General features: G+C 67.3%; 24 protein-coding genes. 20 read left to right on the forward strand and 4 right to left on the reverse strand.

The features are described 5' to 3' along the window. Positions 1 to 393: 393 nt before the first annotated feature. The 6 genes from GRI72_RS02285 to GRI72_RS02310 all read left to right on the forward strand — a co-directional run bounded on the left by GRI72_RS02285 (position 394) and on the right by GRI72_RS02310 (position 7,839). Positions 394 to 1,263 carry an N-acetylmuramoyl-L-alanine amidase family protein gene (locus GRI72_RS02285; RefSeq protein WP_160732292.1) on the forward strand — a complete coding sequence of 290 codons (870 nt, stop codon included), beginning with the start codon at positions 394 to 396 and terminating at the stop codon, positions 1,261 to 1,263. A gap of 46 nt (positions 1,264 to 1,309) precedes the next feature. After that, on the forward strand, positions 1,310 to 3,826 hold the full coding sequence (locus GRI72_RS02290) for a penicillin-binding protein 1A (protein WP_160732293.1): 2,517 nt from the start codon (positions 1,310 to 1,312) through the stop codon (positions 3,824 to 3,826). A gap of 40 nt (positions 3,827 to 3,866) precedes the next feature. Continuing rightward, positions 3,867 to 4,406 (forward strand): peroxiredoxin, encoded by a 540-nt coding sequence (locus tag GRI72_RS02295; RefSeq protein ID WP_160732294.1) that lies wholly within the window; start codon positions 3,867 to 3,869, stop codon positions 4,404 to 4,406. Positions 4,407 to 4,477: 71 nt separating this feature from the next. Next, positions 4,478 to 5,605 carry a peptide chain release factor 2 gene (gene prfB / locus GRI72_RS02300; protein ID WP_160732295.1) on the forward strand — a complete coding sequence of 376 codons (1,128 nt, stop codon included), beginning with the start codon at positions 4,478 to 4,480 and terminating at the stop codon, positions 5,603 to 5,605. Between the two features lie 59 nt (positions 5,606 to 5,664). Beyond that, the gene (locus GRI72_RS02305) at positions 5,665 to 6,408 is read left to right on the forward strand and encodes a class I SAM-dependent methyltransferase (protein WP_160732296.1); all 744 of its coding nucleotides are present in this window, start codon (positions 5,665 to 5,667) and stop codon (positions 6,406 to 6,408) included. A 24-nt stretch (positions 6,409 to 6,432) separates the two neighbouring features. After that, on the forward strand, positions 6,433 to 7,839 hold the full coding sequence (locus tag GRI72_RS02310) for an NAD(P)H-dependent flavin oxidoreductase (RefSeq protein ID WP_160732297.1): 1,407 nt from the start codon (positions 6,433 to 6,435) through the stop codon (positions 7,837 to 7,839). 15 nt (positions 7,840 to 7,854) lie between these two features. Here the strand turns inward: GRI72_RS02310 and GRI72_RS02315 are convergent, their stop codons facing one another. Both GRI72_RS02315 and GRI72_RS02320 read right to left on the reverse strand, forming a co-directional pair. Beyond that, positions 7,855 to 9,147 (reverse strand): ammonium transporter, encoded by a 1,293-nt coding sequence (locus GRI72_RS02315; protein ID WP_337191115.1) that lies wholly within the window; start codon positions 9,145 to 9,147, stop codon positions 7,855 to 7,857. A 28-nt stretch (positions 9,148 to 9,175) separates the two neighbouring features. Further along, a complete protein-coding gene (locus tag GRI72_RS02320; protein WP_160732299.1) occupies positions 9,176 to 10,192 on the reverse strand; it encodes a 2-hydroxyacid dehydrogenase in 1,017 nt (338 codons plus the stop codon). 91 nt (positions 10,193 to 10,283) lie between these two features. Here GRI72_RS02320 and GRI72_RS02325 point away from each other — a divergent pair, with 91 nt between their 5' ends. Next, a complete protein-coding gene (locus GRI72_RS02325; RefSeq protein WP_160732300.1) occupies positions 10,284 to 10,751 on the forward strand; it encodes an SH3 domain-containing protein in 468 nt (155 codons plus the stop codon). Between the two features lie 175 nt (positions 10,752 to 10,926). On the opposite strand, the gene GRI72_RS02330 is transcribed toward GRI72_RS02325, so the two are convergent. Continuing rightward, the gene (locus GRI72_RS02330; RefSeq protein WP_160732301.1) at positions 10,927 to 11,346 is read right to left on the reverse strand and encodes a hypothetical protein; all 420 of its coding nucleotides are present in this window, start codon (positions 11,344 to 11,346) and stop codon (positions 10,927 to 10,929) included. A 93-nt stretch (positions 11,347 to 11,439) separates the two neighbouring features. After that, a complete protein-coding gene (locus GRI72_RS02335) occupies positions 11,440 to 12,636 on the reverse strand; it encodes a thiolase family protein (protein ID WP_160732302.1) in 1,197 nt (398 codons plus the stop codon). Positions 12,637 to 12,808: 172 nt separating this feature from the next. Here GRI72_RS02335 and GRI72_RS02340 point away from each other — a divergent pair, with 172 nt between their 5' ends. The 13 genes from GRI72_RS02340 (at position 12,809) to nuoK (ending at position 23,963) form a co-directional block, all read left to right on the forward strand. Continuing rightward, entirely contained in the window at positions 12,809 to 14,239 is a 1,431-nt protein-coding gene (locus GRI72_RS02340) for a coniferyl aldehyde dehydrogenase (RefSeq protein WP_160732303.1), read from the forward strand. A 152-nt stretch (positions 14,240 to 14,391) separates the two neighbouring features. Further along, complete coding sequence (locus tag GRI72_RS02345) at positions 14,392 to 14,766, forward strand: NADH-quinone oxidoreductase subunit A (RefSeq protein WP_160732304.1); 375 nt, start codon at positions 14,392 to 14,394, stop codon at positions 14,764 to 14,766. 3 nt (positions 14,767 to 14,769) lie between these two features. Then, positions 14,770 to 15,312 carry a NuoB/complex I 20 kDa subunit family protein gene (locus GRI72_RS02350; protein ID WP_160732305.1) on the forward strand — a complete coding sequence of 181 codons (543 nt, stop codon included), beginning with the start codon at positions 14,770 to 14,772 and terminating at the stop codon, positions 15,310 to 15,312. Positions 15,313 to 15,322: 10 nt separating this feature from the next. After that, positions 15,323 to 16,171 carry an NADH-quinone oxidoreductase subunit C gene (locus tag GRI72_RS02355; RefSeq protein WP_160732306.1) on the forward strand — a complete coding sequence of 283 codons (849 nt, stop codon included), beginning with the start codon at positions 15,323 to 15,325 and terminating at the stop codon, positions 16,169 to 16,171. After that, positions 16,168 to 17,382: an NADH-quinone oxidoreductase subunit D gene (locus GRI72_RS02360; RefSeq protein ID WP_160732307.1), complete on the forward strand. Its 1,215-nt coding sequence runs from the start codon at positions 16,168 to 16,170 to the stop codon at positions 17,380 to 17,382. The genes GRI72_RS02355 and GRI72_RS02360 overlap by 4 nt, the downstream gene beginning before the upstream one ends. Further along, positions 17,382 to 18,050: an NADH-quinone oxidoreductase subunit NuoE gene (gene nuoE, locus GRI72_RS02365; RefSeq protein WP_160732308.1), complete on the forward strand. Its 669-nt coding sequence runs from the start codon at positions 17,382 to 17,384 to the stop codon at positions 18,048 to 18,050. The genes GRI72_RS02360 and nuoE overlap by 1 nt, the downstream gene beginning before the upstream one ends. Then, entirely contained in the window at positions 18,050 to 18,190 is a 141-nt protein-coding gene (locus GRI72_RS14530; RefSeq protein ID WP_202388881.1) for a hypothetical protein, read from the forward strand. Before nuoE ends, GRI72_RS14530 begins: the two co-directional genes overlap by 1 nt. Beyond that, positions 18,187 to 19,482: an NADH-quinone oxidoreductase subunit NuoF gene (gene nuoF, locus GRI72_RS02370; RefSeq protein ID WP_160732309.1), complete on the forward strand. Its 1,296-nt coding sequence runs from the start codon at positions 18,187 to 18,189 to the stop codon at positions 19,480 to 19,482. The genes GRI72_RS14530 and nuoF overlap by 4 nt, the downstream gene beginning before the upstream one ends. Beyond that, positions 19,482 to 21,485, forward strand: a complete 2,004-nt coding sequence (nuoG, locus tag GRI72_RS02375) for an NADH-quinone oxidoreductase subunit NuoG (protein ID WP_160732310.1) — start codon at positions 19,482 to 19,484, stop codon at positions 21,483 to 21,485. Before nuoF ends, nuoG begins: the two co-directional genes overlap by 1 nt. Next, positions 21,482 to 22,540, forward strand: coding sequence for an NADH-quinone oxidoreductase subunit NuoH (gene nuoH, locus GRI72_RS02380; protein WP_160732311.1), 1,059 nt, complete (start codon positions 21,482 to 21,484; stop codon positions 22,538 to 22,540). Before nuoG ends, nuoH begins: the two co-directional genes overlap by 4 nt. Next, entirely contained in the window at positions 22,537 to 23,022 is a 486-nt protein-coding gene (nuoI, locus tag GRI72_RS02385) for an NADH-quinone oxidoreductase subunit NuoI (protein ID WP_160732312.1), read from the forward strand. Before nuoH ends, nuoI begins: the two co-directional genes overlap by 4 nt. Before the next feature lie 15 nt (positions 23,023 to 23,037). Continuing rightward, entirely contained in the window at positions 23,038 to 23,661 is a 624-nt protein-coding gene (locus GRI72_RS02390; protein ID WP_160732313.1) for an NADH-quinone oxidoreductase subunit J, read from the forward strand. Continuing rightward, positions 23,658 to 23,963: an NADH-quinone oxidoreductase subunit NuoK gene (nuoK, locus tag GRI72_RS02395; RefSeq protein WP_160732314.1), complete on the forward strand. Its 306-nt coding sequence runs from the start codon at positions 23,658 to 23,660 to the stop codon at positions 23,961 to 23,963. Before GRI72_RS02390 ends, nuoK begins: the two co-directional genes overlap by 4 nt. The last annotated feature ends 6 nt before the right edge of the window (positions 23,964 to 23,969 follow it).

Raw genomic sequence — 23,969 nt, forward strand, 5'->3', positions numbered from 1 at the left:
ATCGTCTGCGCAAATAAGTGGGATCCGCCGATCGCCTGGCGATGGGCGGCAATGTCGAACCGGACGCCGCGAACCTTTTCGCGGTGCCGGAATGATGTGTCTGCAATCATGCGAATGCGCCTGTGTCGCGCCGCCCGGCCCGCCAGCGCGACGACGCCCGCCTGTGGCGGGGTGGTCATGCTCGGGGAGAGGCTTCTCATGAACTGCATCAACCTGTTGCGAGCGCCGGAGCAGGAAGCTGCCGGCGAGCCTGGGGCCCGTTTGGTTCCCGCGCCGGATAGCGGCGTCGGGCTGTGGCGGGCCGGAATTTCGGCCTTGCAGAGCTAGCATCCCGCCATTCGTTCGGCAACCATGTTGCGCATCCTGCCCGCAACACCCTAACAACCGGGCGCAATGTCCATGCGGCTTCAGATATGGCTGATCTTCCTGGCGCCGCCGGTTTTCCTGGCGGCGCTGTACCTGCTCGGCCTGTCGATCCCGGTGCCGCACCTGGGGCGCGACTACGTGGTGCGCGTGGCCCTGCCCGAGGCGGGCGACCCGGTCGGCCTGCCCACGATCCACGGCCCGCCGGACCGGTCGCGGCCGCTGGTGGTGATCGACCCCGGCCACGGGGGGAAGGACCCGGGCGCCAGCGTCGAGGGGTACCGGGAAAAGGACATCGCCCTGGCGCTCGCCATGGCCCTGCGCGACAGGCTGGTGGCGGACGGCGGGGTCAGGGTCGCCCTGACGCGCGAGGACGATCGTTTCCTCGTGCTCGACGAACGGCCCGAGATCGCCCGCCGGCTCGACGCCGACCTGTTCGTGTCGATCCACGCGGATTCGGCCGGCGAAGCGAGCCGCGCGAGCGGGGCGAGCATCTATACCCTTTCGGCCCGGGCCTCGAGCGAGGCCGCGGCGCGCTTCGCCGAACGGGAGAACGAGGCCGACCGGGTCAACGGCGTGCGGATCGAAGGGCAGGATGCCGATGTCAGCGCGATCCTGGTCGAACTGTCGCAGCGCCGGGTGCAGGAGGCATCGGCCGAGTTCGCCGGGCTGATCGTGCGCGAGGGGGAAGGGGAACTGGTCTTCCACCCGCGCCCGCGCCGGTCGGCGGCGCTGGCCGTGCTGCGCGCGCCCGACGTGCCGGCCGTGCTTTACGAAGCCGGCTTCATCACCAATCCGGAAGACGCGCGGCGCCTCGCCAGCCCCGAGGCGCGCGAGCGTTTTGCCGGCGTCATGGCGCGTGCGATCCGGATCTACTTCGCCCGCCAGGCCGGCACCTAAACCATATGGCATTCCGCCGAAGCTGCGTGCTAGAGACGCCTCGACCATGGCCGAACCCTCTACAACCGAATACTTTCGCTACCGCATTCGTCGCGACGCCTCGGGCGCGCTGAACTGGCTCGCGACGAGCTGGCGCGAAAGGCGCTGGTTCCGCTGGGGAGCGGTCGCGCTGGGCGCGCTGCTGGTGCTGTGGCTGGCTGTCTGGGCCCTGCTGGCGCGCGGGCTGCCCGATGCGGAGATGCTGCTTGAATACGAACCGCCGCTGCCGACGATGGTGCGCGCGGCCGACGGGGAGATCGTCCATTCCTACGCACGCGAACGGCGGGTGCAGTTGCAATATGCCGATTTCCCCGAGACCCTGATCGAGGCCTACCTTGCGGCCGAGGACAAGACCTTCTTCAGCCACGGCGGCATCGACATCGGCGGCCTGACCGGGGCCGTGATCGACTATGTCAGCAAGCTGGGATCCGGCGAACGCGCGGTGGGCGGTTCCACCATCACCCAGCAGGTGGCGAAGAACATCCTGCTGTCGAACGAGTATTCGATCACTCGCAAGCTCAAGGAAATGATCCTGGCCCGGCGGATCGAGGGCGCGCTGACCAAGGAGCAGATCCTCGAGCTCTACCTGAACGAGATCCCGCTGGGGCGGCGCAGCTTCGGCGTCCAGGCAGCGTCGCGGGCCTATTTCGACAAGGACGTGGGCGAGCTGGCGCTGCACGAGATGGCGTTCCTGGCGATCCTGCCCAAGGCGCCCGAGCGTTACGGGCGCAGCCAGCATCACGACCTGGCGCTGGCGCGGCGCAACTTCGTGCTCGACCAGATGGCGGCCAACGACTTCATTACCGAGGCGCAGGCGGCCGAGGCGCAGGCGCAGCCGCTGGGCCTGCAGCCCAGCCGGGCGCAGTACAGTTCCGCCGATGCCGGCTATTTCTTCGAGGAAGTGCGCCGCCAGCTGATCGAGGATTTCGGCGAGAACGCCGAAGACGGGCCGAACAGCGTCTATGCCGGCGGCCTGTGGGTGCGCACCTCGCTCGATCCGGAAATGCAGGCGGCGGCGCGCGACGCGCTGCGCGGCGGCATGATCCGCTATCACGGCAACCGGGGCTGGCCCGGACCGGTGGCCACGATCGATCCGGACAACGGCGAGCTGATCGCGCAGCTGCGCTCCTCCAACCTCGGCATCAATTACCGCGGCTGGCGGATCGGCGTCGTCACGGCGCGCAGCGGATCGTCGGCCACGATCGGCCTGACCAATGGCGAGAGCCACCCGCTGTCCGGCTTTCCCGACGCGCTGAAGGTCGGCGACGTCGTGGCGGTGGAGAAGGCCGGGGCCGGTTATCGCCTGCGCTCGGTGCCGGAAGTTTCCGGCGGCTTCGTGGCGATGGACCCCCTGACCGGGCGTGTTCTGGCAATGCAGGGCGGGTTCGACAGCCGGCTGGGCGATTTCAACCGCGCCACCCAGGCCGAACGCCAGCCGGGCTCGACGATCAAGCCCTTCGTCTATGCGACTGGCCTCGACCACGGGATGACGCCGGCCTCGCAGGTGCCGGACCAGACGTTCTGCTATTACCAGGGCGCACGCCTGGGTGAAAAGTGCTTCCGCAACTTTGGCGGCGGCGGGGGCGGCGTCCACACGATGCGCTGGGGGCTGGAGCAGAGCCGCAACCTGATGACGGTGCATATCGCGATGGACGCGGGCATGCCGCAGGTCATCAGGACCTTCGAGCGGGTCGGCATCGGCAGTTACGAACCTTATCCCGCCTTCGCGCTGGGGGCGGGGGACACGACTGTCCTCAAGATGGTCAACGCCTATGCGGCGCTGGCCAACCACGGGCGCCAGAACGCGCCGACGGTGATCGATTACGTGCAGGACCGGCGCGGCAAGGTCATCTGGCGGGCGGATCGCCGGCCCTGCGACCGGTGCAACATGCCCGAATGGGACGGGAAGCCGATGCCGCGCGCGGGGCTGAGCGGCAAGCAGGTGATGGACCCGCGCACCGCCTACCAGGTCGTTCACATGCTGCAGGGCGTCGTCACCCGCGGCACCGCGGTGCGGCTGCGCGATCTCGGCCTGCCGCTGTTCGGGAAGACGGGCACGACGACGGGCCCCACCAATGCCTGGTTCGTGGGCGGCTCGCCCGAGGTCGTGGCGGGCGTCTATCTCGGCTTCGACCAGCCGCGCAACATGGGCGGGTGGGTCCAGGGCGGCAACACGGCGGCCCCGATGTTCAAGGATTTCGTCCGCAAAACGCGGGCGCGGTGGTCCGACGATCCCTTCGTCGCGCCCGCGGGGATACGCATGGTGCGGATCGATCGCCGTTCCGGCAAGCGCGTGCTCGACGGCTGGCCGAGCGACGATCCGCGCGCGGCGATCATCTGGGAGGCGTTCAAGCCCGATACCGAGCCGCCGCGGCGCACCCGGGCCGACGCGATCGAGGCCAAGCGGCGCGAGATCCTGGAACTGATCCGGCGCGGGCAGTCGGCCGGGCAATCCGCCGGCCCCGGGGCGGGCGATCACAACGAGCCGTCCGATTTCGTCGAGGACCAGGGCGGCATCTATTGAGGCCGCGCCGATCCGCGCCCGGCCGGCAGGGAGAGACGACATGCGCAAGGTGCTGATCGCCGCAATCCTGGCGGTTTTCTGCGCGGCGCCGGCGGCGGCCGAGCTTCCGGTCGGTGCGAAGGCGCCGGCATTCACGACGCGGGCCGCGCTCGGCGGCGAGGCGATGGCGTTCAGCCTGCGCGCCGCGCTCGCCCGGGGGCCGGTCGTCCTCTATTTCTACCCCAAGGCCTTCACCAGGGGGTGCACGCTCGAAGCGCGCCAGTTTGCCGAGGCGTCCGAAGCTTTCTCCGCCGCCGGCGCGACGGTGATCGGCATGTCGGCCGACGACCTGGAAACGCTGAAGCGGTTTTCGACCGAGGAATGCCGCGATCGCTTTGCCGTCGGCGTCGCCACCCCGCAGATCGTGCGCGCATACGACGTTGCGCTGCAGCGCGAGGGCCGCGACACCGGGCTGACGCAGCGCGTCAGCTACGTCATCGATCGCAGCGGCCGTATCGCCTTCGTCCACTCGGATGCCGATTACCGCGATCACGTTCGCCTGACCCTCTCCGCGGTGCGCAGGCTGGCCGCCGGCGATTGAGGCGGCACCCTTTCCCAATCGGGCGCGCTCGGCTAAGCGGGCGGCCAAATTCCTGATCGGAGAAGAAATTCATGCGTGCCGAGGGGCAGGCCCATATCGACCGTATCGATGCCGCGCTCGCGCTCGTCCGCCAGTCGCTCGACTGGGACCGCGCCCTGCGCCGGCTCGACGAACTGAGCGCGCGCGTGCAGGACCCGACCTTGTGGGACGACCCGAAGGAAGCGCAGGCGATCACGCGCGAACAGAAGCGCCTCGAGGACGCCGTGCGCACCGTGCGCGAGATCGAGAGCGAGAAGAGCGATGCGATCGAATTCGTCGAGATGGGCGAGGCGGAAGGCGACGACGACGTCGTTGCCGACGGCCTGGCGAGCCTCGAGAAGCTGGCCGAAAGGGCAGATGCCGACAAGGTCCAGGCCCTGCTGGCGGGCGAGGCCGATGCCAACGACACCTATCTGGAAATCCACGCCGGGGCCGGCGGCACCGAGAGCCAGGACTGGGCGGAAATGCTGCTGCGCATGTATGCCCGCTGGGCCGAGCGGCGCGGGTTCAAGGTCGAGACCGTCGAATACCAGGCGGGCGAGCAGGCCGGGATCAAGAGCGCGACCCTGCTGCTGAAGGGCGAGAACGCCTATGGCTATGCGAAGACCGAGAGCGGGGTCCACCGGCTGGTCCGCATCAGCCCCTACGACAGCGCGGCGCGGCGGCACACCAGCTTCAGCTCGGTCTGGGTCTATCCGGTGATCGACGACAATATCGCGATCGAGATCAATCCCGCCGACCTCAAGATCGACACCTACCGCGCCAGCGGCGCCGGCGGGCAGCACGTCAATACGACCGACTCGGCCGTGCGGATCACCCACGTGCCGAGCGGCATCGTGGTCGCGAGCCAGAACGACCGCAGCCAGCACAAGAACCGCGACACGGCGATGAACATGCTGCGCGCCCGCCTTTACGAGGAGGAGCTGCGCAAGCGCGAGGAGGCCGCCAGCGCCGAACACGCGAGCAAGAGCGACATCGGCTGGGGCCACCAGATCCGCAGCTACGTCCTCCAGCCCTACCAGATGGTCAAGGACCTGCGCACGGGCGTGACCTCCACCTCGCCCGACGACGTGCTCGACGGGGCGCTCGACCCGTTCATCTCGGCCGCGCTGGCCCAGCGGGTCACCGGCGAGGCGGTCGAGGTCGAGGACGTCGACTGACAGTCCGCCATGCCGAAGGTTTTTGCCACCCGCGCCGCGGCGCGCTAGGTCCCGGGATCATGCGGAAGCTCCTGCCTCTTCTGTGCGGCGCCACGCTGCTGGCCCTGGCAGGCTGCGAGCCCGTCGATTCCGACCGGCCGGAAACGGCGCAGCCGTTCCCCACGCCCGACCGGCCGGTGTCCGAACTGGGCGGCAACCAGTTTTCCACCGAGACGGCGCGCGACAGCGTCGGCGAAGCGCGCAAGGTCATGGACCTGGCGGAGATATCGCCGGGGATGAGCGTGGCCGACATCGGCGCGGGCGAAGGCTATTACACGGTGCGCCTGGCGGGCCGCGTTGGGGAGGACGGGCGCGTCCTCGCCCAGGATATCGACCGCGAGGCGCTCGACCGGCTGGCGCTGCGGGTCGAGCGGCAGCGGCTCGACAATGTGTCGATCAAGCTGGGGGCGGGGGACGATCCCAAGCTGCCGCCGGCGAGCTTCGATCGCGTCTTCATGGTGCACATGTATCACGAGGTGCGCGAACCCTACGCCTTCCTGTGGCGGTTGTGGCCGGCGCTGCGCGAAGGCGGGCGGGTGATCGTGGTCGACGTCAACCGTCCGGCCGACCAGCACGGGATAGAGCCCCTGCTGCTTGCCTGCGAATTCAAGGCCGTAGGGTTCGAGCTCGACACGTTTCACGACGCGCCGGAGCTGGCCGGGTACTATGCACAGTTCAAGCGGGCCGCTAAGAGGCCCGAACCGGAAGAGATCAAGCCGTGCCGCGGATCGGCGGGGCAGGGTAATGGAAACGCGGCCCGGTAGGCCGCTACGAGGATAACAGGTTCAATGGCATTCAAGGGGCTCAGCCCGATAGTTTACGGCGGACGCGAGGTCTGGCCGCTGATCGAAGGCGGCAAGGGCGTTTCGGCGACCAATCACATGAGTTCGGGGGCCTGGGCTGCGGCCGGCGGCATCGGCACCGTCAGCGCGGTCAACGCCGACAGCTACGATGCCGAAGGCAAGATCGTGCCGCAGGTCTATGACCAGCTTACGCGCAAGGAGCGCCACGAGCAGCTGATCCGCTACGCCATCGACGGCGCGACGGAACAGGTGCGCCGCGCCTACGACGTCGCCGGCGGCAAGGGCGCGATCAACATCAACGTCCTGTGGGAAATGGGCGGCGCGCAACAGGTGCTGGAAGGCGTGCTGGAGCGGACCCGCGGCCTCGTCACCGGCGTCACCTGCGGGGCGGGCATGCCCTACAAGCTGGCCGAGATCGCGGCGCGTTTCAACGTCAGTTACCTGCCGATCATCAGTTCCGCCCGGGCCTTTCGCGCGCTGTGGAAGCGCAGCTATCACAAGGTGAGCGAGCTGATGGCCGCCGTGGTCTACGAAGACCCCTGGCTCGCCGGCGGGCACAACGGCCTTTCCAACGCCGAAGACCCGACCCGGCCCGAAGATCCCTATCCCCGCGTCAAGGCGCTGCGCGAGACGATGCGCAAGGAAGGCGTGTCGGAAGACGTGCCGATCGTCATGGCCGGCGGTGTCTGGTTCCTGCGCGAGTGGGAGAACTGGATCGACAACCCCGAACTGGGCAAGATCGCCTTCCAGTTCGGCACCCGTCCGCTGCTGACGGAAGAAAGCCCGATCCCGCAGCAGTGGAAGGACATGCTGCGCACGCTGGAGCCGGGCGACGTGCTGCTGCACAAGTTCTCGCCCACCGGTTTCTATTCCTCCGCGGTCAAGAACCCGTTCCTGTGGGATCTCATCCACCGCAGCGAACGGCAGGTCCCCTATTCGAAGGTCGAGGCCGGCGAACACACGGTCCAGCTCGATGTCGGGGTGAAGGGCAAGAACTTCTGGGTGACGCCCAAGGATCGCGACCGGGCCCGCGGCTGGGCGGCGGAAGGCTATACCGAGGCGTTGAAGACCCCCGACGACACGGTCGTCTTCGTGACGCCCGAAAGCCGTGCCGAGATCCGCAAGGACCAGGCCGACTGCATGGGCTGCCTGTCGCACTGCGGGTTCTCGTCGTGGAAGGACCACGACGACTATACCACCGGGCGCCTGGCCGATCCGCGCAGTTTCTGCATCCAGAAGACGCTGCAGGACATCGCGCACGGCGGCGACGTGCAGCAGAATCTCGCCTTCGCCGGGCACGCGGCCTACCGCTTCAAGCAGGACCCGTTCTATTCGAACAACTTCACCCCGACGGTGAAGCAGCTAGTCGATCGCATCCTGACCGGGGATTGATCGGCGGGCGAGCGATCAGGCGGCGGGGTCGCGATGGCGCGACGCATCGAGCCCCGCCCGCTCTTCCTCCTCGCTCACCCGCATGGGCACGACCAGGCTGACCATGAGCGCCGCGATCGCGGTCGCCACCGCGCTCCAGCCCGCGACAACCGCGGTTCCCAGGACCTGGGCGAGCAGTTGCGAGCCCATGGTCATGCCCTCGGCATAACCGACGCCCCCCAGCGATTCGGAAAGAAACAGGCCCAGCAGTACCGAGCCGATCGCGGCCCCTGCGCCGTGGACGGCGAAGACGCCCAGCGTATCGTCGATCGCCAGCCGGTCGCGCACGAGGATCGCGACACCGCGGCCCGCGACGGCGGCAAGGGCGCCCAGGACGATCGCTGCGCCCGGCGATACGAAACCCGAAGCCGGCGTAGCGGCCGCCAGGCCGGCAAGCACGCCCTTCGCCCATCCCGAAACGGTCGTGCGGCCGGTCGCCAGCCGTTCCTGCCCCAGCCAGGCGAGCGCGCCGGCGCAGGCGGCGAGGTGCGCGTTGAGCATCGCGCTCGACGCATCGTCGGTTGCGGCCAGCGCGCTCCCTCCGTTGAGGACGAGCCACGCGATCCACATCGTGCCGGCCCCGGCGGCGACGAGTTCGGGGCGCGCGTCGAACGCGTCCCCCGCCTGCAGGCCGGCGCGCCGGCCGAGCAGGAGCGCCACGACCAGCGCGGAGACGCCCGCGGTCACGTGCATCGTCAGGCCGCCGGCGAAATCGAGCGTTCCCAGCGTACTGGCGATCCAGCCGCCACCCCAGAGCCAGTGCGTCACCGGCGCCTGGACCAGCAGCGACCAGAGGCCGGCAAAGGCGATCACCCATCCCAGCCGTGCGCGTCCGGCCCAGCTGCCCGCCATCAGGCAGGCCGCGATGACCGGGAAAAGCATCTGGAACAGGACGAAGGCGCTTTCCGGCAGCAGCGTGCCCGGCCGCACGTTGCCCAGGTTGGCCAGCATCCAGTGCGCGTGGTTGCCCAGCCAGCCCAGCGTCACCGGGCCGAAGGCGAGCGTGTAGCCGATCGTGACCCAGGCGAGCGATACCATGGCCGCGATCGCGCCGACCTGGAGCGCGATCGAGGCGGCGGCATGGGGCGGCGTACGGCCGGCGTAATAGAGTGCAAGGCCGGGCAATGCGGCGAGCAGGGCGATCGCTGCCGCGGCCAGGATCCAGGCCGTGTCGCCCCCGTCGTTGGCGGCGAGCTGCACCAGTTCCTGCGCGCTTGCCGGCGCGGCCGCGAGGGCGACGACGAGGAGGGCCAGGGCCTTGGCGGTCACGCCTGCGCGCATCGATACCCTCCCGGCGTCATACCAATGCTTCGAGTACCTGGTCGGGCGGTCGGTGCCCGTCGGCCCAGAAGCGGATATTGGCGATGACTTTCTCGCCCGAAGCCTCCCGCCCCTCCACCGTCGCGCTGCCGATATGCGGCTGGGCGATAACGTTGGGCAGGGCGACCAGCCGGGCATCGACTTTCGGTTCGTGCGGGAAGACGTCGAGGCCGGCCCCGCCGAGGTGGCCGCTTTCCAGGGCGTCGATCATGGCCTCGTAATCGACCAGCGAGGCGCGCGCCGTATTGATCAGGGCCGCGCCCGGTTTCATCAGCGCGATGCGGCGGGCATCGACCAGCCCCTGCGTCTGCGGGGTTGCCGGGCAGTGCAGGGAGACGATGTCCGCTTCGGCCAGGAGGCGGTCAAGATCTTCCTCGAAGCGGGCGCCGAACATCGTTTCGACCGCCTCGGGCAGGCGGTGGCGATTGTGATAGCGGATTTCGAGACCGAAGGCGCGGGCCCGCGAGGCCACGGCCTGTCCGATCCGCCCCATGCCCACGATGCCCAGGACCTTGCCGCCAAGCTTGCGGCCCAGCATGGCCGAGGGGGCCCAGCCGGTCCAGCGTTCGCGCCGGATCAGGGCCGTGCCTTCGCGCAGTCGGCGCGGCACACCGATGATCAGCGCCATGGTGAGATCCGCGGTGTCGTCGGTGAAGACGCCCGGGGTATTGGTGACCATGATTCTGCGCGCGGCCGCGGCGGCCAGGTCGATATGATCGGTGCCGGCACCGAAGCTGGCGATCAGGCCCAGCCGGTCGCCGGCCCCCGCGATCAGTTCCGCGTCGATCCGGTCCGTGACGGTGGGGACCAGCACGTCGCATTCGTGCATGGCGGCGGCCAGGTCGTCGCGGGACATCGGCGTGTCTTCGCGGTTGAGCCGGACGTCGAACAGCTCCTCCATCCGGGCTTCGACCGAGGGAAGGAGATGTCGTGTCACGATCACGCGCGGCTTGCCCGCGACGCGCCGGTTCGAGTCCGATCCCGCCTTTTCCATGCCTTCGCGCTAGGACGCCGGGGGCCTCGCGGTCAAGCGGCGTTCAAGGTCCCTTGATGACCGCCCCCGTCACGATTTATGGACGTCGCGCATGCATAGGCTGTTTATCGTTCTTTTCGCGGCATTTATCGCCGGAGCTTCACCCGCCTTCGGGCAGGAGCGGGAGGTGCCCTACTGGGCGACGATCGATACGAGCGAGCTGAACATGCGCGTCGGCCCGAGCGTCAATTACAGGATCGAGTGGGTCTATCGCCGCGAAGGGCTGCCGGTGAAAGTCGTCCGCGTGATCGACGGCTGGCGGCTGATCCGCGATCCCGACGGCGCCCAGGGGTGGGTCGTCGCCCGCCTGCTCAGCGCGAGGCGGGGGGCGATCGTCGTCGGCGAAGGCCTCGCCGCGCTGCGCGAGGCGCCGGCCGACAACGCGCAGCTGAAATGGAATGCCGAGCCCGGCGTGGTCGGCAAGCTCGGCGAATGCGAGGCCGGGTGGTGCCGCTTCGATGTCGCCGGGCGGGTCGGCTGGATCAGGGCCGAACGGCTCTGGGGCGCGGGCGAACCCTGACACTGGCCGCCGGCCCGGGCGCCAGAGACGAAGGCCAGAAACGAAGGCCAGAAACGACGGGCCGGAACGATGGCCGGAAACGAGGGGCGGCACGCGGCCGCCCCTGCTTCCATGCGATGTTCCCATGCGATGATCGGCTTGGCAGTCGGGCGGCCGGCGGCCTGCGCCGACCCGTTCAGACCCCGTCGTCAGCCGTCTTGCGGGCCACGGTCACCGTCGTCCCGTCTTCGGCCGTGGCGGTCCAGCTGCCGTCTTCCGCCGGCGGGCTGTCGGTCCAGCACAGCTCGGCCCCGCCTTCGGGCGTCAGGCAGTTCCGGTCGTCCCTGACCACCCAGCTGCCGCGCGCCGTCTCTTCCCCGTCCATCGTGTCGACGTAAGTGCCGTCGGCATTGATCGTGGTGGTGGTCACCGTGCCGTCGGCCCAGGTCACCTCGTAATCCCCGGCCGCATCGTCGCTGGCGAGGGCGGCAGTGCCGCTGCCGGCGGCAGGGGCCGCGGCGGTATCGGCAGCAGGCGCGTCGGCGGGCGTTTCGTCCCCTTGTCCGGAACAGGCGCACAGTGCCGCGACGGCCGCGGTCAGAACGATATTTCTCATCTCCCAGAACTCCTTATCTCGTGGAGGTCGGGCGATGATACTCCGCTCGAACCGCGGCGGCAAACGGCACCGGCGCGCTTGTCCCCCGGTGGCTCAGGCCAGTTCTACCGCGACGGCGGTGGCTTCACCGCCCCCGATGCAGAGCGAGGCCACGCCTCGCTTCTTGCCCTGGCGCTTGAGCGCGTTCAGCAGGGTTACCAGGATCCGCGTCCCGCTGGCGCCGATCGGATGGCCCAGCGCGGTTCCCCCGCCGTTGATGTTGATCCTGTCGTGCGGGATCCCGATGTCGCGCATGGCGAACATCGCGACGCAGGCGAAGGCCTCGTTCACTTCCCACAGGTCCACCTCGTCAACCGACCAGCCGGACTTGTCGAGCACCTTCTGGATCGCGCCGATCGGTGCCACCGTGAACTGCGCCGGTTCCTGGGCATGGGCGGCCATGGCCACGATCCGGGCGACCGGCTCCACCCCCTTCGCCGCGGCCACGCTCTCGCGCGCGAGGACCACCGCGGCCGCACCGTCGGAGATCGAGCTGGAGGTGGCGGCCGTGATCGTGCCGTCTTTCGCGAAGGCGGGCTTCAGGGTCGGGATCTTGTCCGGCTTGCCGCGGCCGGGCTGCTCGTCGGTATCGACCACCGTTTCGCCCGCGCGGGTGGTGAAGGAAACCGGAACGATCTCGTCCGCGAAGGCGCCGCTGTCGATCGCGGCATTGGCCCGGCGCAGCGATTCGATGGCGTAATCGTCCATCTCCTCGCGCGACATCTGGTAATCGTTCGCGGTGGACTGGGCGAAAGTGCCCATCGCCCGGCCTTCCTCGTAGGCATCTTCCAGCCCGTCGAGGAACATGTGGTCGTAAGCCGTGTCGTGGCCGATCCGCGCGCCCGACCGGTGCTTCTTCAGCAGGTAGGGGGCGTTCGTCATGCTTTCCATCCCGCCCGCGACGACCACGTCGATCGTCCCGGCGGCAAGCGCTTCGGCGCCCATGATCACGGTCTGCATTCCGCTGCCGCAGACCTTGTTGACCGTGGTCGCCTGGACCGACTTGGGCAGGCCCGCCTTGATCGCCGCCTGGCGCGCCGGGGCCTGGCCCAGGCCCGCGGGCAGGACGCAGCCCATGTAGATGCGATCGATATCGTCGCCGGCCACGCCGGCCCGCTCGACCGAGGCCTTGACCGCGGTTGCGCCGAGCTCGGTCGCGCTGACCGGTGCCAGCGCCCCCTGCATTCCGCCCATCGGTGTGCGGGCGTAGGAAAGAATGACGACGGGATCGTTGGCGGAAAACTGGGCCATGGAAACAATGCCTTTCGCTGGAAGTCCTTATCGGCGTGCTACCTAATGTTGCACTGCGGCAAAGGCAAATGCCCGGCAGCGCTTGCCAAGAGGGGCCGGGTGGTGGACATTCGGTGGCAAAGCGAAACGAATGGGCCGGATGACTGGGCCGAGACGATTGGGAGAGATATCGATGAGCCAGCAGGACAAGACCGCGCTGCGCGAGCTTCTGCAGAAGCAGCGCGAGGCCTTTACCCTGGCGAGGCCCGAAGGCCTCGACCTGCGGCGCGACCGGATCGGGCGGGCCATCGCGCTCCTCAAGGAGAACGCGGATGCCCTGTGCCAGGCGATGAGCGCCGATTTCGGCAATCGCAGCCCGCACCAGTCGATGATCACCGACATCGCCGGCACCGTCGCCTTCGGCAAGTACTGCCTGAAGCACCTCGAAAAGTGGGCGCGGAGCGAGAAACGGCACGTGCAGTTCCCGCTCGGCCTGCTCGGCGCGAAGGCGGAACTGCGATACGAGCCCAAGGGCGTCGTCGGCATCCTCAGCCCGTGGAACTTCCCGGTCAACCTGAGCTTCGGCCCGTTGATGCAGGTGCTGGCCGCGGGCAACCGGGCGATGATCAAGCCGAGCGAGTTCACCGAGCGCACGTCCGCGCTTTCGGCGGAGCTCTGCGCGAAATATTTCGACGAGCGCGAGGTCGCCTTCGTGACCGGCGGGCCGGAGGTGGCGCAGGAATTCTCCTCGCTGCCTTTCGATCACCTCGTCTTCACCGGCTCGACCGCCACCGGACGCAAGGTGATGGAGGCCGCCGCGCGGAACCTGTGCCCGGTCACGCTGGAACTGGGCGGCAAGTCGCCGGTCTTTCTTGGGCGCGGGGCCGACCTGGAGCGCGCGGGCGAACGAATCGCGATGGGCAAGATGATGAACGCGGGCCAGATCTGCCTCGCGCCCGATTACATGTACGTCCCGCACGACCAGGAGGATGCGGCGATCGCCGCGGTCGAGCTGGGCGTCCACCGGATGTACCCGACCCTGCTTGAGAACGACGACTATGCCTCGGTCGTGACCGATCGCCATTTCGACCGGCTCAAGGCCATGGTCGAGGATGCCCGGGACAAGGGCGCCGAGGTGATCGAGGTCAATCCCGGCAAGGAAGATTTCTCGAACACCAATGCCCGCAAGATGCCGCTGACGATCCTGCGCAACGTGACCGACGAGATGCAGGCGATGCAGGAGGAGATTTTCGGCCCCGTCCTGCCGGTCAGGACATACCGCGAGATCGGCGAGGCGATCGATTACGTCAACGATCGCGACCGGCCGCTCGGCCTCTACTACTTCGGGGGCGACCCCGGCGAGCGCGAAGAGGTGCTGACGCGCACGATTTCGGGCGGGGTGACGGTGAACGACGTGATCTTCCATGTCTCGATGGAAGACCTGCCGTTCGGGGGCGTGGGGCCCAGCGGGATCGGCGCCTACCACGGGGTCGAGGGCTTCCGCGAGTTCAGCCATGCGCGCGCCGTCTATACCCAGCCGAAGATCGACGTGGCCAAGCTCGGCGGGTTCAAGCCGCCCTATGGCCCGGCGACCGAAAAGGCGGTTCGCGGCCTGATGAAATAGGCGCCCCGGCGGGCGGCCCGCGCCGGGCCCATTTTATTGCGAAAGGTTCGCATTTCCGCGCCCTTGCGCCACTCGCGCGACGGGCCTAGAGGCGGGCGCGAAATATCCGCCTCGCGGGAATCGCCCCTGGGAAAACCGCTCAAGGAACAATCGTGGTCGACCTGAGCCAATATCTTCCGATCCTGATCTTCCTGATCATCGCGCTGGGACTCTCGGCCCTGTTCGTGTTCCTGCCGATGGGCGTCGCGCGCCTGACCGGGGCGCACAACCCCGATGCGGAGAAGCTGAGCGAGTACGAGTGCGGCTTTCCCGCGTTCGAGGATCCGCGCAGCCAGTTCGACGTGCGATTCTACCTCGTCGCGATCCTGTTCATCATCTTCGATCTCGAGGCGGCCTTCCTGTTTCCCTGGGCCGTCACGGTGTTCGATCTCGGCTGGTCCGCGTGGATCGGGATGATGATCTTCCTCGGCATCCTGACCGTCGGCTTCGTCTACGAATGGAAGTCCGGCGCGCTGGATTGGGAATAAGTTATGAACCAAGTCACACCCGCAGCCCGCCCCGGCGAGGTACGCCAGCCCGACGCGGACTATTTCCGCGCGCTGCAGACCGAGGTGAACGACAAGGGCTTCCTCGTCACCAGCACCGAGGAGCTGTTCCAGTGGGCGCGCACCGGCTCGCTCTGGTGGATGACTTTCGGCCTCGCCTGCTGCGCGGTCGAAATGATCCACGTCAACATGCCGCGTTACGACATGGAGCGTTTCGGCGTCGCCCCGCGCGCCAGCCCGCGGCAGAGCGACGTGATGATCGTCGCCGGCACGCTGTGCAACAAGATGGCCCCGGCGCTGCGCAAGGTCTACGACCAGATGTCGGACCCGAAATACGTCATCTCGATGGGCAGCTGCGCCAATGGCGGCGGTTACTACCACTACAGCTATTCCGTCGTGCGTGGCTGCGACCGGATCGTGCCGGTCGATATCTATGTCCCCGGGTGCCCGCCGACTGCGGAGGCGCTGCTGTACGGCGTGATGCAGCTGCAGCGGAAGATCCGGCGCGAAGGGACGATCGAAAGGTGATTGCCCGACAATGACCGTTCTCCATTCCGCCCCCAGGTTCGCCTCCAACGAAGGCGTGAAGGACGCGCTGTCCGCGGCGCTCGGCGCGATGCTCGTCGATGCGCACGAGGAGCATGGCGAGATCCTGCTGACCGTGAAGCGCGATTCGATCGAGGACGCGCTGCGCCTGCTGCGCGACGAGCATGAATACCAGCAGCTGATGGAAATCGCCGGGGTCGACTATCCCCAGCGGGCCGAGCGGTTCGAAGTCGTCTACATGCTGCTCAGCGTCACGCGCAATCACCGGGTCATGGTGAAAGTCACCGCCTCGGAAAAGACGCCGGTGCCGACGGTGACGACGCTGTGGCCCAATGCCGGGTGGCTCGAACGCGAGGTGTTCGACCTCTACGGCGTGCTGTTCGAAGGCAACACCGACTTGCGCCGCATCCTCACCGACTACGGGTTCGAAGGGCATCCGTTTCGCAAGGATTTCCCGCTCACCGGGTACCACGAGCTGCGCTATTCCGAGGAGGAAAAGCGCGTGGTCTACGAACCGGTCGACCTGCCGCAGGACTTGCGCCAGTTCGATTTCATGAGCCCGTGGGAAGGGGCGGACTACGTCCTGCCCGGCGACGAAAAGGCCGCCACCCCGCCGGTCGCCGAGCCGAAGACGACCGGCAAGCCGGGCGAGACCGGCGCCGGGGCGAAGGCCGACGAGGAAGCCGCCGACAAGGTCAGTGCCGGTCCGCCGGCCGAAGACGATACCGCGATCGACGAGACCGCTCCGGAGCCGACCGAAGACCGTGCCGATCGCCCGGCGCGCGAAGGCGGGACGAGCGAGACCAAGTCCGCGACAGAGCCGAAGGAGAAGGGCGAATGAGCGGCCTCGTAGCCGAGAGCTCGCCGACCACCGAAGGCGAGGTGATCTCCAACTACACGATCAACTTCGGGCCGCAGCACCCTGCCGCGCACGGCGTGCTGCGCATGGTGATGGAGCTCGACGGCGAGATCATCGAACGGATCGATCCGCATGTCGGCCTGCTCCACCGCGGCACCGAGAAACTGATCGAGCACAAGACCTACCTCCAGGCTCTGCCCTATTTCGACCGGCTCGATTACTGCTCGCCGCTGTGTCAGGAACACAGCTACGTCCTCGCGATCGAGAAGCTCCTTAACCTCGAGGTGCCGCTGCGCGCCCAGTATCTGCGGGTCCTGTTCGCGGAGCTGACGCGCATTTCGAACCACATGCTGAACATCGGCGCGCACGTGATGGACGTGGGCGCGATGACCCCCAACCTGTGGGTGTTCGAGCTGCGCGAAGACTGCATGAACTTCTTCGAGCGGGCCTCTGGCGCGCGGATGCACAGCGCGTGGTTCCGCCCCGGCGGCGTCCACCAGGACGTGCCGCTGAAGCTGCTGACCGACATCGGCGACTGGGTCGAGGGGCGCCTGCCCGAACTGTTCGGCGACGCGATGAGCCTCGTGCTCGACAACCGCATCTTCAAGCAGCGCAACGTCGATATCGCGGTGGTCAGCAAGGAAGACGCGCTGCGCTGGGGTTTCTCCGGCCCGCTGATCCGGGCCGCCGGCATCCCGTGGGATCTGCGCAAGTCGCAGCCCTACGACGTCTACGACCGGATGGATTTCGAGATTCCCGTCGGCACCAATTCGGACTGCTACGACCGGTTCATGGTGCGGGTGAAGGAAGTCTACGAAAGCGCGAAGATCATCAAGCAGTGCCTGGCCGAAATGCCCGAAGGGCCGGTCGCCAGCACCGACGGCAAGGTCTCCCCGCCCAGGCGCGGTGAGATGAAGCAGTCGATGGAAGCGCTGATCCACCACTTCAAGCTCTATACCGAGGGCTTCCACGTGCCCGCGGGCGAAGTCTACGTCGCGACCGAGAGCCCCAAGGGCGAATTCGGCGTGTACCTGGTCAGCGACGGGTCGAACAAACCCTATCGCTGCAAGATCCGCCCGACGGCCTTCAGCCATCTTCAGGCAATGGATTTCATGTCGAAAGGCCACATGCTGCCCGATGCCACCGCCATCCTCGGCGCCATCGACGTCGTCTTCGGGGAGTGTGACCGCTAATGGCCGACCGCACCCCCGCACCCGACACCCCCGAGCTGCGCGAGCGCTGGGGATCGTTCGAATTCACGGCGGACTACAAGGCGAAGGCGGACAAGGCGATTGCGCGTTATCCCGAGGGACGACAGCGCTCCGCCGTGATGCCGCTGCTCGACCTTGCGCAGCGCCAGGTGGGCGAGGAAACCGATACGCAGGGCTGGCTGCCGCTGCCGGTGATCGAATACGTCGCGCGCTATCTCGACATGCCGGTGATCCGCGTGCTCGAGGTCGCGACCTTCTATTTCATGTACAACCTGAAGCCGGTCGGTAAGTACCACGTGCAGGTCTGCGGGACGACGCCCTGCATGCTGCGCGGCTCCGACGGCCTGTTCGAAACCTGCAAGAAGCGCGGCATGAAGAAGGGCGCGGTGTCGGAAGACGGCCTGTGGACCCTCACCGAGGTCGAATGCATGGGCAATTGCGCGACCGCGCCGATGGTCCAGATCAACGACGACAATTACGAGGATTTGACGCCGGAGCGGCTCGATACCATTCTCGACGCGCTCGCCCGGGGCGAGCAGCCCAAGACCGGCACGCAGGAGCCCGGCCGCCATACCAGCGAGCCGCTCGGCGGGCCGACCACGCTGAAGGAAATGGTCGAGGCGAACCACGATTACCGGGGCGAGTGGTAATGGATATCGTCGCCATCATCGTCGCGCTGATCCTGGTGTTTATCGCGTGGAAGGTTCTCGTCGGCCTGGTGAAGTTCGGCGCGATCGCGCTGATCGTCGTCGCGGCGGTCTGGTTCGTTTCGCAGGGAGGTTTCGCGTGAGTCTCGCTGACAAGGATCGCATTTTCACCAACCTTTACGGCTTCCAGGACTGGGGCCTGAAGGCGGCGCAGGCGCGCGGTGACTGGGACGACACCAAGTCGCTGATCGCGCGCGGGCAGGATTCGATCATCGAGGAGATCAAGGCCTCGGGCCTGCGCGGGCGTGGCGGAGCCGGCTTCCCGACCGGTCTCAAGTGGTCGTTCATGCCCAAGGAAAGCAAGGACGGCCGGCCCAGCTTCCTGGTGATCAACGCCGACGAATCCGAACCCGGATCGTGCAAGGACCGCGAGATCATCCGGCACGATCCGCACAAGCTGATCGAAGGCGCGCTCTGCGCCGGTTTCGCGATGCGCGCGCGCGCGGCCTATATCTACATCCGCGGCGAGTTCATCCGCGAGGCGGAGACGCTGCAGGCGGCAATCGACGAGGCCTATGACGCCGGTCTGATCGGCAAGAACGCCAGCGGCAGCGGATACGATTTCGACGTGTTCATGCACCGCGGCGCCGGCGCCTATATCTGCGGTGAAGAAACCGCGATGATCGAGAGCCTCGAAGGCAAGAAGGGGCAGCCGCGCCTGAAGCCGCCGTTCCCGGCCGGGGCCGGCCTCTATGGCTGCCCGACCACGGTCAACAACGTGGAATCGATTGCCGTCGTCCCCACGATCCTGCGGCGCGGCGCGAGCTGGTTCTCCGGCTTCGGGCGCGAGAACAACGCGGGCACCAAGCTGTTCCAGATTTCCGGCCATGTCGAAAAACCCTGCGTGGTCGAGGAAGCGATGAGCATCCCGTTCCGCGAGCTGATCGAGAAGCATTGCGGCGGCATTCGCGGCGGGTGGGACAACCTGCTCGCCGTCATCCCCGGCGGCTCGTCGGTGCCGCTGGTGCCGGCAGAGCAGATCATGGACGCGCCGATGGATTTCGACGGGCTGAAGGAGCTCGGCTCGGGCCTCGGCACGGCGGGCGTGATCGTGATGGACAAGTCCACCGACGTGGTCCGCGCGATCAGCCGGATCAGCTATTTCTACAAGCACGAGAGCTGCGGCCAGTGCACCCCCTGCCGCGAGGGCACCGGGTGGATGTGGCGCGTGATGGAGCGCCTGCGCACCGGCGATGCCGCGATCGAGGAAATCGACATGCTGCACCAGGTGACCAAGCAGGTCGAAGGGCACACCATCTGCGCGCTGGGCGACGCGGCGGCCTGGCCGATCCAGGGCCTCATCCGCCACTTCCGCCCCGAGCTGGAGCGCAGGATCGAAGAACACAACGCGAAATTCGCGGAGGCCGCGGAATAATGCCTAAAGTCACCGTAGACGGTCAGGAAATCGAGGTCCCCGACGGCGCGACCGTGTTGCAGGCGTGCGAGCTGGCGGGGAAGGAGATTCCGCGTTTCTGCTATCACGAACGGCTCAGCATCGCCGGCAATTGCCGGATGTGCCTGGTCGAAGTGAAGCCCGGGCCGCCCAAGCCGCAGGCGAGCTGCGCGCTGCCGGCGACCGAGGGGCAGGAAATCCGCACCGACAGCCAGATGGTCAAGACCGCGCGCGAAGGCGTGATGGAGTTCCTGCTCATCAACCATCCGCTCGACTGCCCGATCTGCGACCAGGGCGGCGAGTGCGACCTGCAGGACCAGGCGGTCGCCTATGGCCGCGGCGGCTCGCGCTATCACGAGAACAAGCGCGCGGTGACCGAGAAGTACATGGGCCCGCTGATCAAGACGATCATGACCCGCTGCATCCACTGCACCCGCTGCGTGCGCTTCTCCGAAGAGGTCGCCGGGGTGGACGAGATCGGCGCGCTCTATCGCGGCGAGGACATGCAGATCACGACCTACCTCGAGCAGGCGGCCCAGCACGAGCTTTCTGCCAACGTGATCGACCTGTGCCCGGTCGGCGCGCTGACCAGCCGCCCCTATGCGTTCGAGGCGCGGCCGTGGGAGCTGAAGAAGACGCTTTCCATCGACGTCAGCGACGCGGTGGGCGCGAACATCCGGCTCGACAGCCGCGGGCGCGAGGTCATGCGCGCGCTGCCCCGCATCAACGACGACGTCAACGAGGAATGGCTGTCGGACAAGGGCCGTTACATGGTCGACGGCCTGACCCGCCGCCGGCTCGACAAGGTCTGGATCCGCAAGCGCGGCAAGCTGCAACAGGCCACCTGGGAAGAGGCGTTCAAGGCCATTGCCCGCGCCAAGCCGGGCAAGAGCATCGCGGCGATCGCCGGCGACCTGGTCGATTGCGAGACGATGTTCGCGGCCAGGAAGCTGCTCGGCGCGATGGGGTCGGGCCTGCTCGAAGGGCGGCAGACGGGGATGGACTACCCGGCCGACAACCTGGCCGCGATGGCGTTCAATTCCACCTTCGCCGGGATCGAGACGGCCGATGCGATCCTGATCGTGGGCAGCCAGGTCCGGCACGAGGCGGCGCTGGTCAACGTGCGGCTGCGCAAGGCGGCCAGGCGCGGGGCGAAAGTCTTCGTGGTCGGCCCGCAGTGGGAAACGACTTATCCGGCCGAGTTCCTGGGCGAGGACGTGAGCGTTCTCGGCAATCTTCCGGCGGAAGTCGCCGAGGTATTCGACAAGGCCGAACGCCCGGCCGTGATCGTCGGGGCCGGCGGCCTCGCCGCGGGCGCGTTCGAGCCGGCTCTCGCGCTTGCCCAGGGCTGGAGCCGGGAAGGGTGGAACGGCTTCAACGTCCTCCACACCGCCGCCGCGCGCATGGGCGGGCTCATGCTCGGCTACGCGCAGAAGGGCGGTATGGCCGAGGTGGCGAAGGCCGAACCCAAGGTGGTCCTCGCGCTTGGCGCGGACGAGGTCGACTGGTCGGCATTCGACAAGAGCCTCAAGGTCTATATCGGCCATCACGGCGACAAGGGCGCGCACGCGGCCGACATCATCCTGCCGGGCGCGACCTATGCCGAGAAGGACGGCACGTACGTCAACACCGAAGGGCGCGTGCAGTTCGCCGAGAAGGCGGTCTTCGCGCCGGGTGACGCGCGCGAGGACTGGACGATCCTGCGCGCGTTGGCCGACGCCCTGGGGGTGGAGGTCGGCTTCGACAGCTTCGCCGAACTGCAATCCGCGATGATCGCGGAGGTCCCCGCGCTGGGTGTCGAGGGCCTGGCCGATCTCGGCCCGCTGCCCAAGGCCGCGAAAGGCGGCAAGGGCAAGGGGGGCACGATTTCCTATCCGGTCGCGGACTTCTACCTGACCAACCCGATCGCCCGAGCCAGCGCCGTGATGCAGCGGTGCTCGGCCGAGCTGGCCCGGGGTGAAGAGATTCTGGAGGCGGCGGAATGACCGCGTTCTTCCAATCGCTCGGCATGAATTACGAGTGGGCGTGGTTCGTCGCCACGGTCGCCGGCATCCTGCTGATCGCGCTGCCGCTGATGCTGGCCGTCGCGATGATCATCTACGTCGACCGCAAGGTCTGGGCCGCGATCGCGCTGCGTCGCGGACCCAACGTTGTCGGCCCGTTCGGCCTGCTGCAAAGCTTTGCCGACGGGCTCAAGGTCTTCCTGCAGGAGACGATCATCCCCTCGGCCGCGAACAAGGGCCTGTTCCTGATCGCGCCGATCGTGACGTTCACCGTCGCGCTGCTCGCCTGGGCGGTCATTCCCTTCGGGCCCGAGGCGGTGCTGGCCGACATCAACATCGGCCTGCTCTACGTGCTCGCGATCAGCTCGCTCGGGGTTTACGGCGTGGTCGTTTCCGGCTGGGCCTCGAACTCGAAATACCCGTTCTTTTCCGCCATGCGCGCTGCGGCACAGATGATCAGTTACGAGGTCTCGATCGGGTTCCTCCTCGTCTGCGTGATCCTGTGGGCGGGCACGAGCAACATGAACGGCATCATCGAGGCGCAGCGCGGCCATGGGCTGGGGATCGTCAACGGGTTCTTCTTCAACCCGCTGCTGTTCCCGATCTGGGTCATGTTCCTGATCTCCGCCCTGGCCGAGACGGCGCGCGCGCCGTTCGACCTGACCGAGGCGGAGAGCGAGCTCGTGGCCGGTTACCAGACCGAGTATTCGAGCATGAGCTTCGCGCTCTTCTGGCTGGGCGAATATGCCAATGTCCTGCTGATGTGCGCGCTCAACGCGATCCTGTTCTTCGGCGGCTGGCTGCCCCCGCTGAACGTGGACCTGATCCCGTGGTTCGACATCCCGGGCTGGATCTGGCTCTTCGCCAAGATCTTCATGTTCTTCTTCATCTTCAGCTGGGTGAAGGCCACCGTTCCGCGCTTCCGTTATGACCAGCTGATGCGCCTGGGCTGGAAGGTCTTCCTGCCGCTGAGCCTCCTGTTCATCGTGCTGGTGAGCGGCTGGCTGATGCTTACCCGTTACGGAGTCGCCGCATGAGCGTCGCCCATCTCATAAAGTCGTTCACCCTGTGGGAATTCGTGAAGGCCCATGCCCTCACGCTGAAGTATTTCTTCAAGCCCAAGGCGACGATCAACTACCCGTTCGAGAAGAACCCGATCAGCCCGCGGTTCCGCGGCGAACACGCGCTGCGTCGCTATCCCAACGGGGAAGAGCGCTGCATCGCCTGCAAGCTGTGCGAGGCGGTGTGCCCGGCGCAGGCGATCACGATCGAGAGCGAACCGCGCGAAGACGGCAGCCGCCGCACGACGCGTTACGATATCGACATGACCAAGTGCATCTATTGCGGGTTCTGCCAGGAAGCCTGCCCGGTGGATGCGATCGTCGAGGGGCCGAACTTCGAATACGCGACCGAAACGCGCGAGGAACTGCTCTACGACAAGGCGAAACTGCTGGCCAACGGCGACAAGTGGGAGCGGGCGATTGCCGCGAACCTTGAAGCCGATGCGCCCTACCGATAGGGGCCGCGCCGACCCATGATCCAGACTCTCGCCTTCTACCTGTTCGCGTTCCTCGTGCTCGCCAGCGGCGTGTTCACGATACTGGCGCGCAACCCCGTGCACTCGGTCCTGTGGCTGATCCTGGCGTTCTTCAATGCCGCCGGCCTGATGATCCTCGTCGGTGCGGAATTCATCGCCGCGCTGCTGGTGATCGTCTATGTCGGCGCGGTCGCGGTGCTGTTCCTGTTCGTCGTCATGATGCTGGACATCGATTTCGCCGAACTGCGCGCCGGGTTCGTGAAGAACTTCCCGCTCGGCATCGCGATCGCGCTCGTCCTGCTGGCCGAGCTGATCCTGGGGATCGGCGCATACCGCGCCGGCGCACTGGAGCTGGGCGTTCCCGATGGCAGCGCGGCCCCGCTGATGGACCGCAGCAATCTCGAGAACCTGGGCACCGTGCTTTACGGCAAGTACCTGTTCCTGTTCGAAGCCGCGGGCATCATCCTGCTCGTCGCCATGGTCGGGGCGATCGCGCTGACCCACCGCGGCCGGCCCGAGGGCGCGCGCGGCCACCAGGACATCGGCAAGCAGGTGCGCCGCCGCCCGGGCGAGGCGACCGAAATGAAGAAGCCGGAAATCGGCAAGGGGGTCGAGCTGTGATCGGCATCGAACACTATATCGTGGTCAGCGCGGTCCTCTTCGTGCTGGGCGTCCTGGGGATCTTCCTCAACCGCAAGAACGTGATCGTCATCCTGATGGCGATCGAGCTGATCCTGCTCGCGGTGAACATCAACCTGGTCGCCTTCAGCGCCTTCCTCGGCGACATGACGGGACAGGTCTTCGCCATGTTCGTGCTGACCGTCGCCGCGGGCGAGGCCGCGATCGGGCTCGCCATCCTGGTCATCTATTTCCGTGGCCGGGGCACGATCGCGGTCGACGACGTCAACCGGATGAAGGGATAAGCACCG

The organism is Pelagerythrobacter marinus (assembly GCF_009827515.1).
In the GTDB taxonomy this organism is placed as follows: domain Bacteria; phylum Pseudomonadota; class Alphaproteobacteria; order Sphingomonadales; family Sphingomonadaceae; genus Pelagerythrobacter; species Pelagerythrobacter marinus.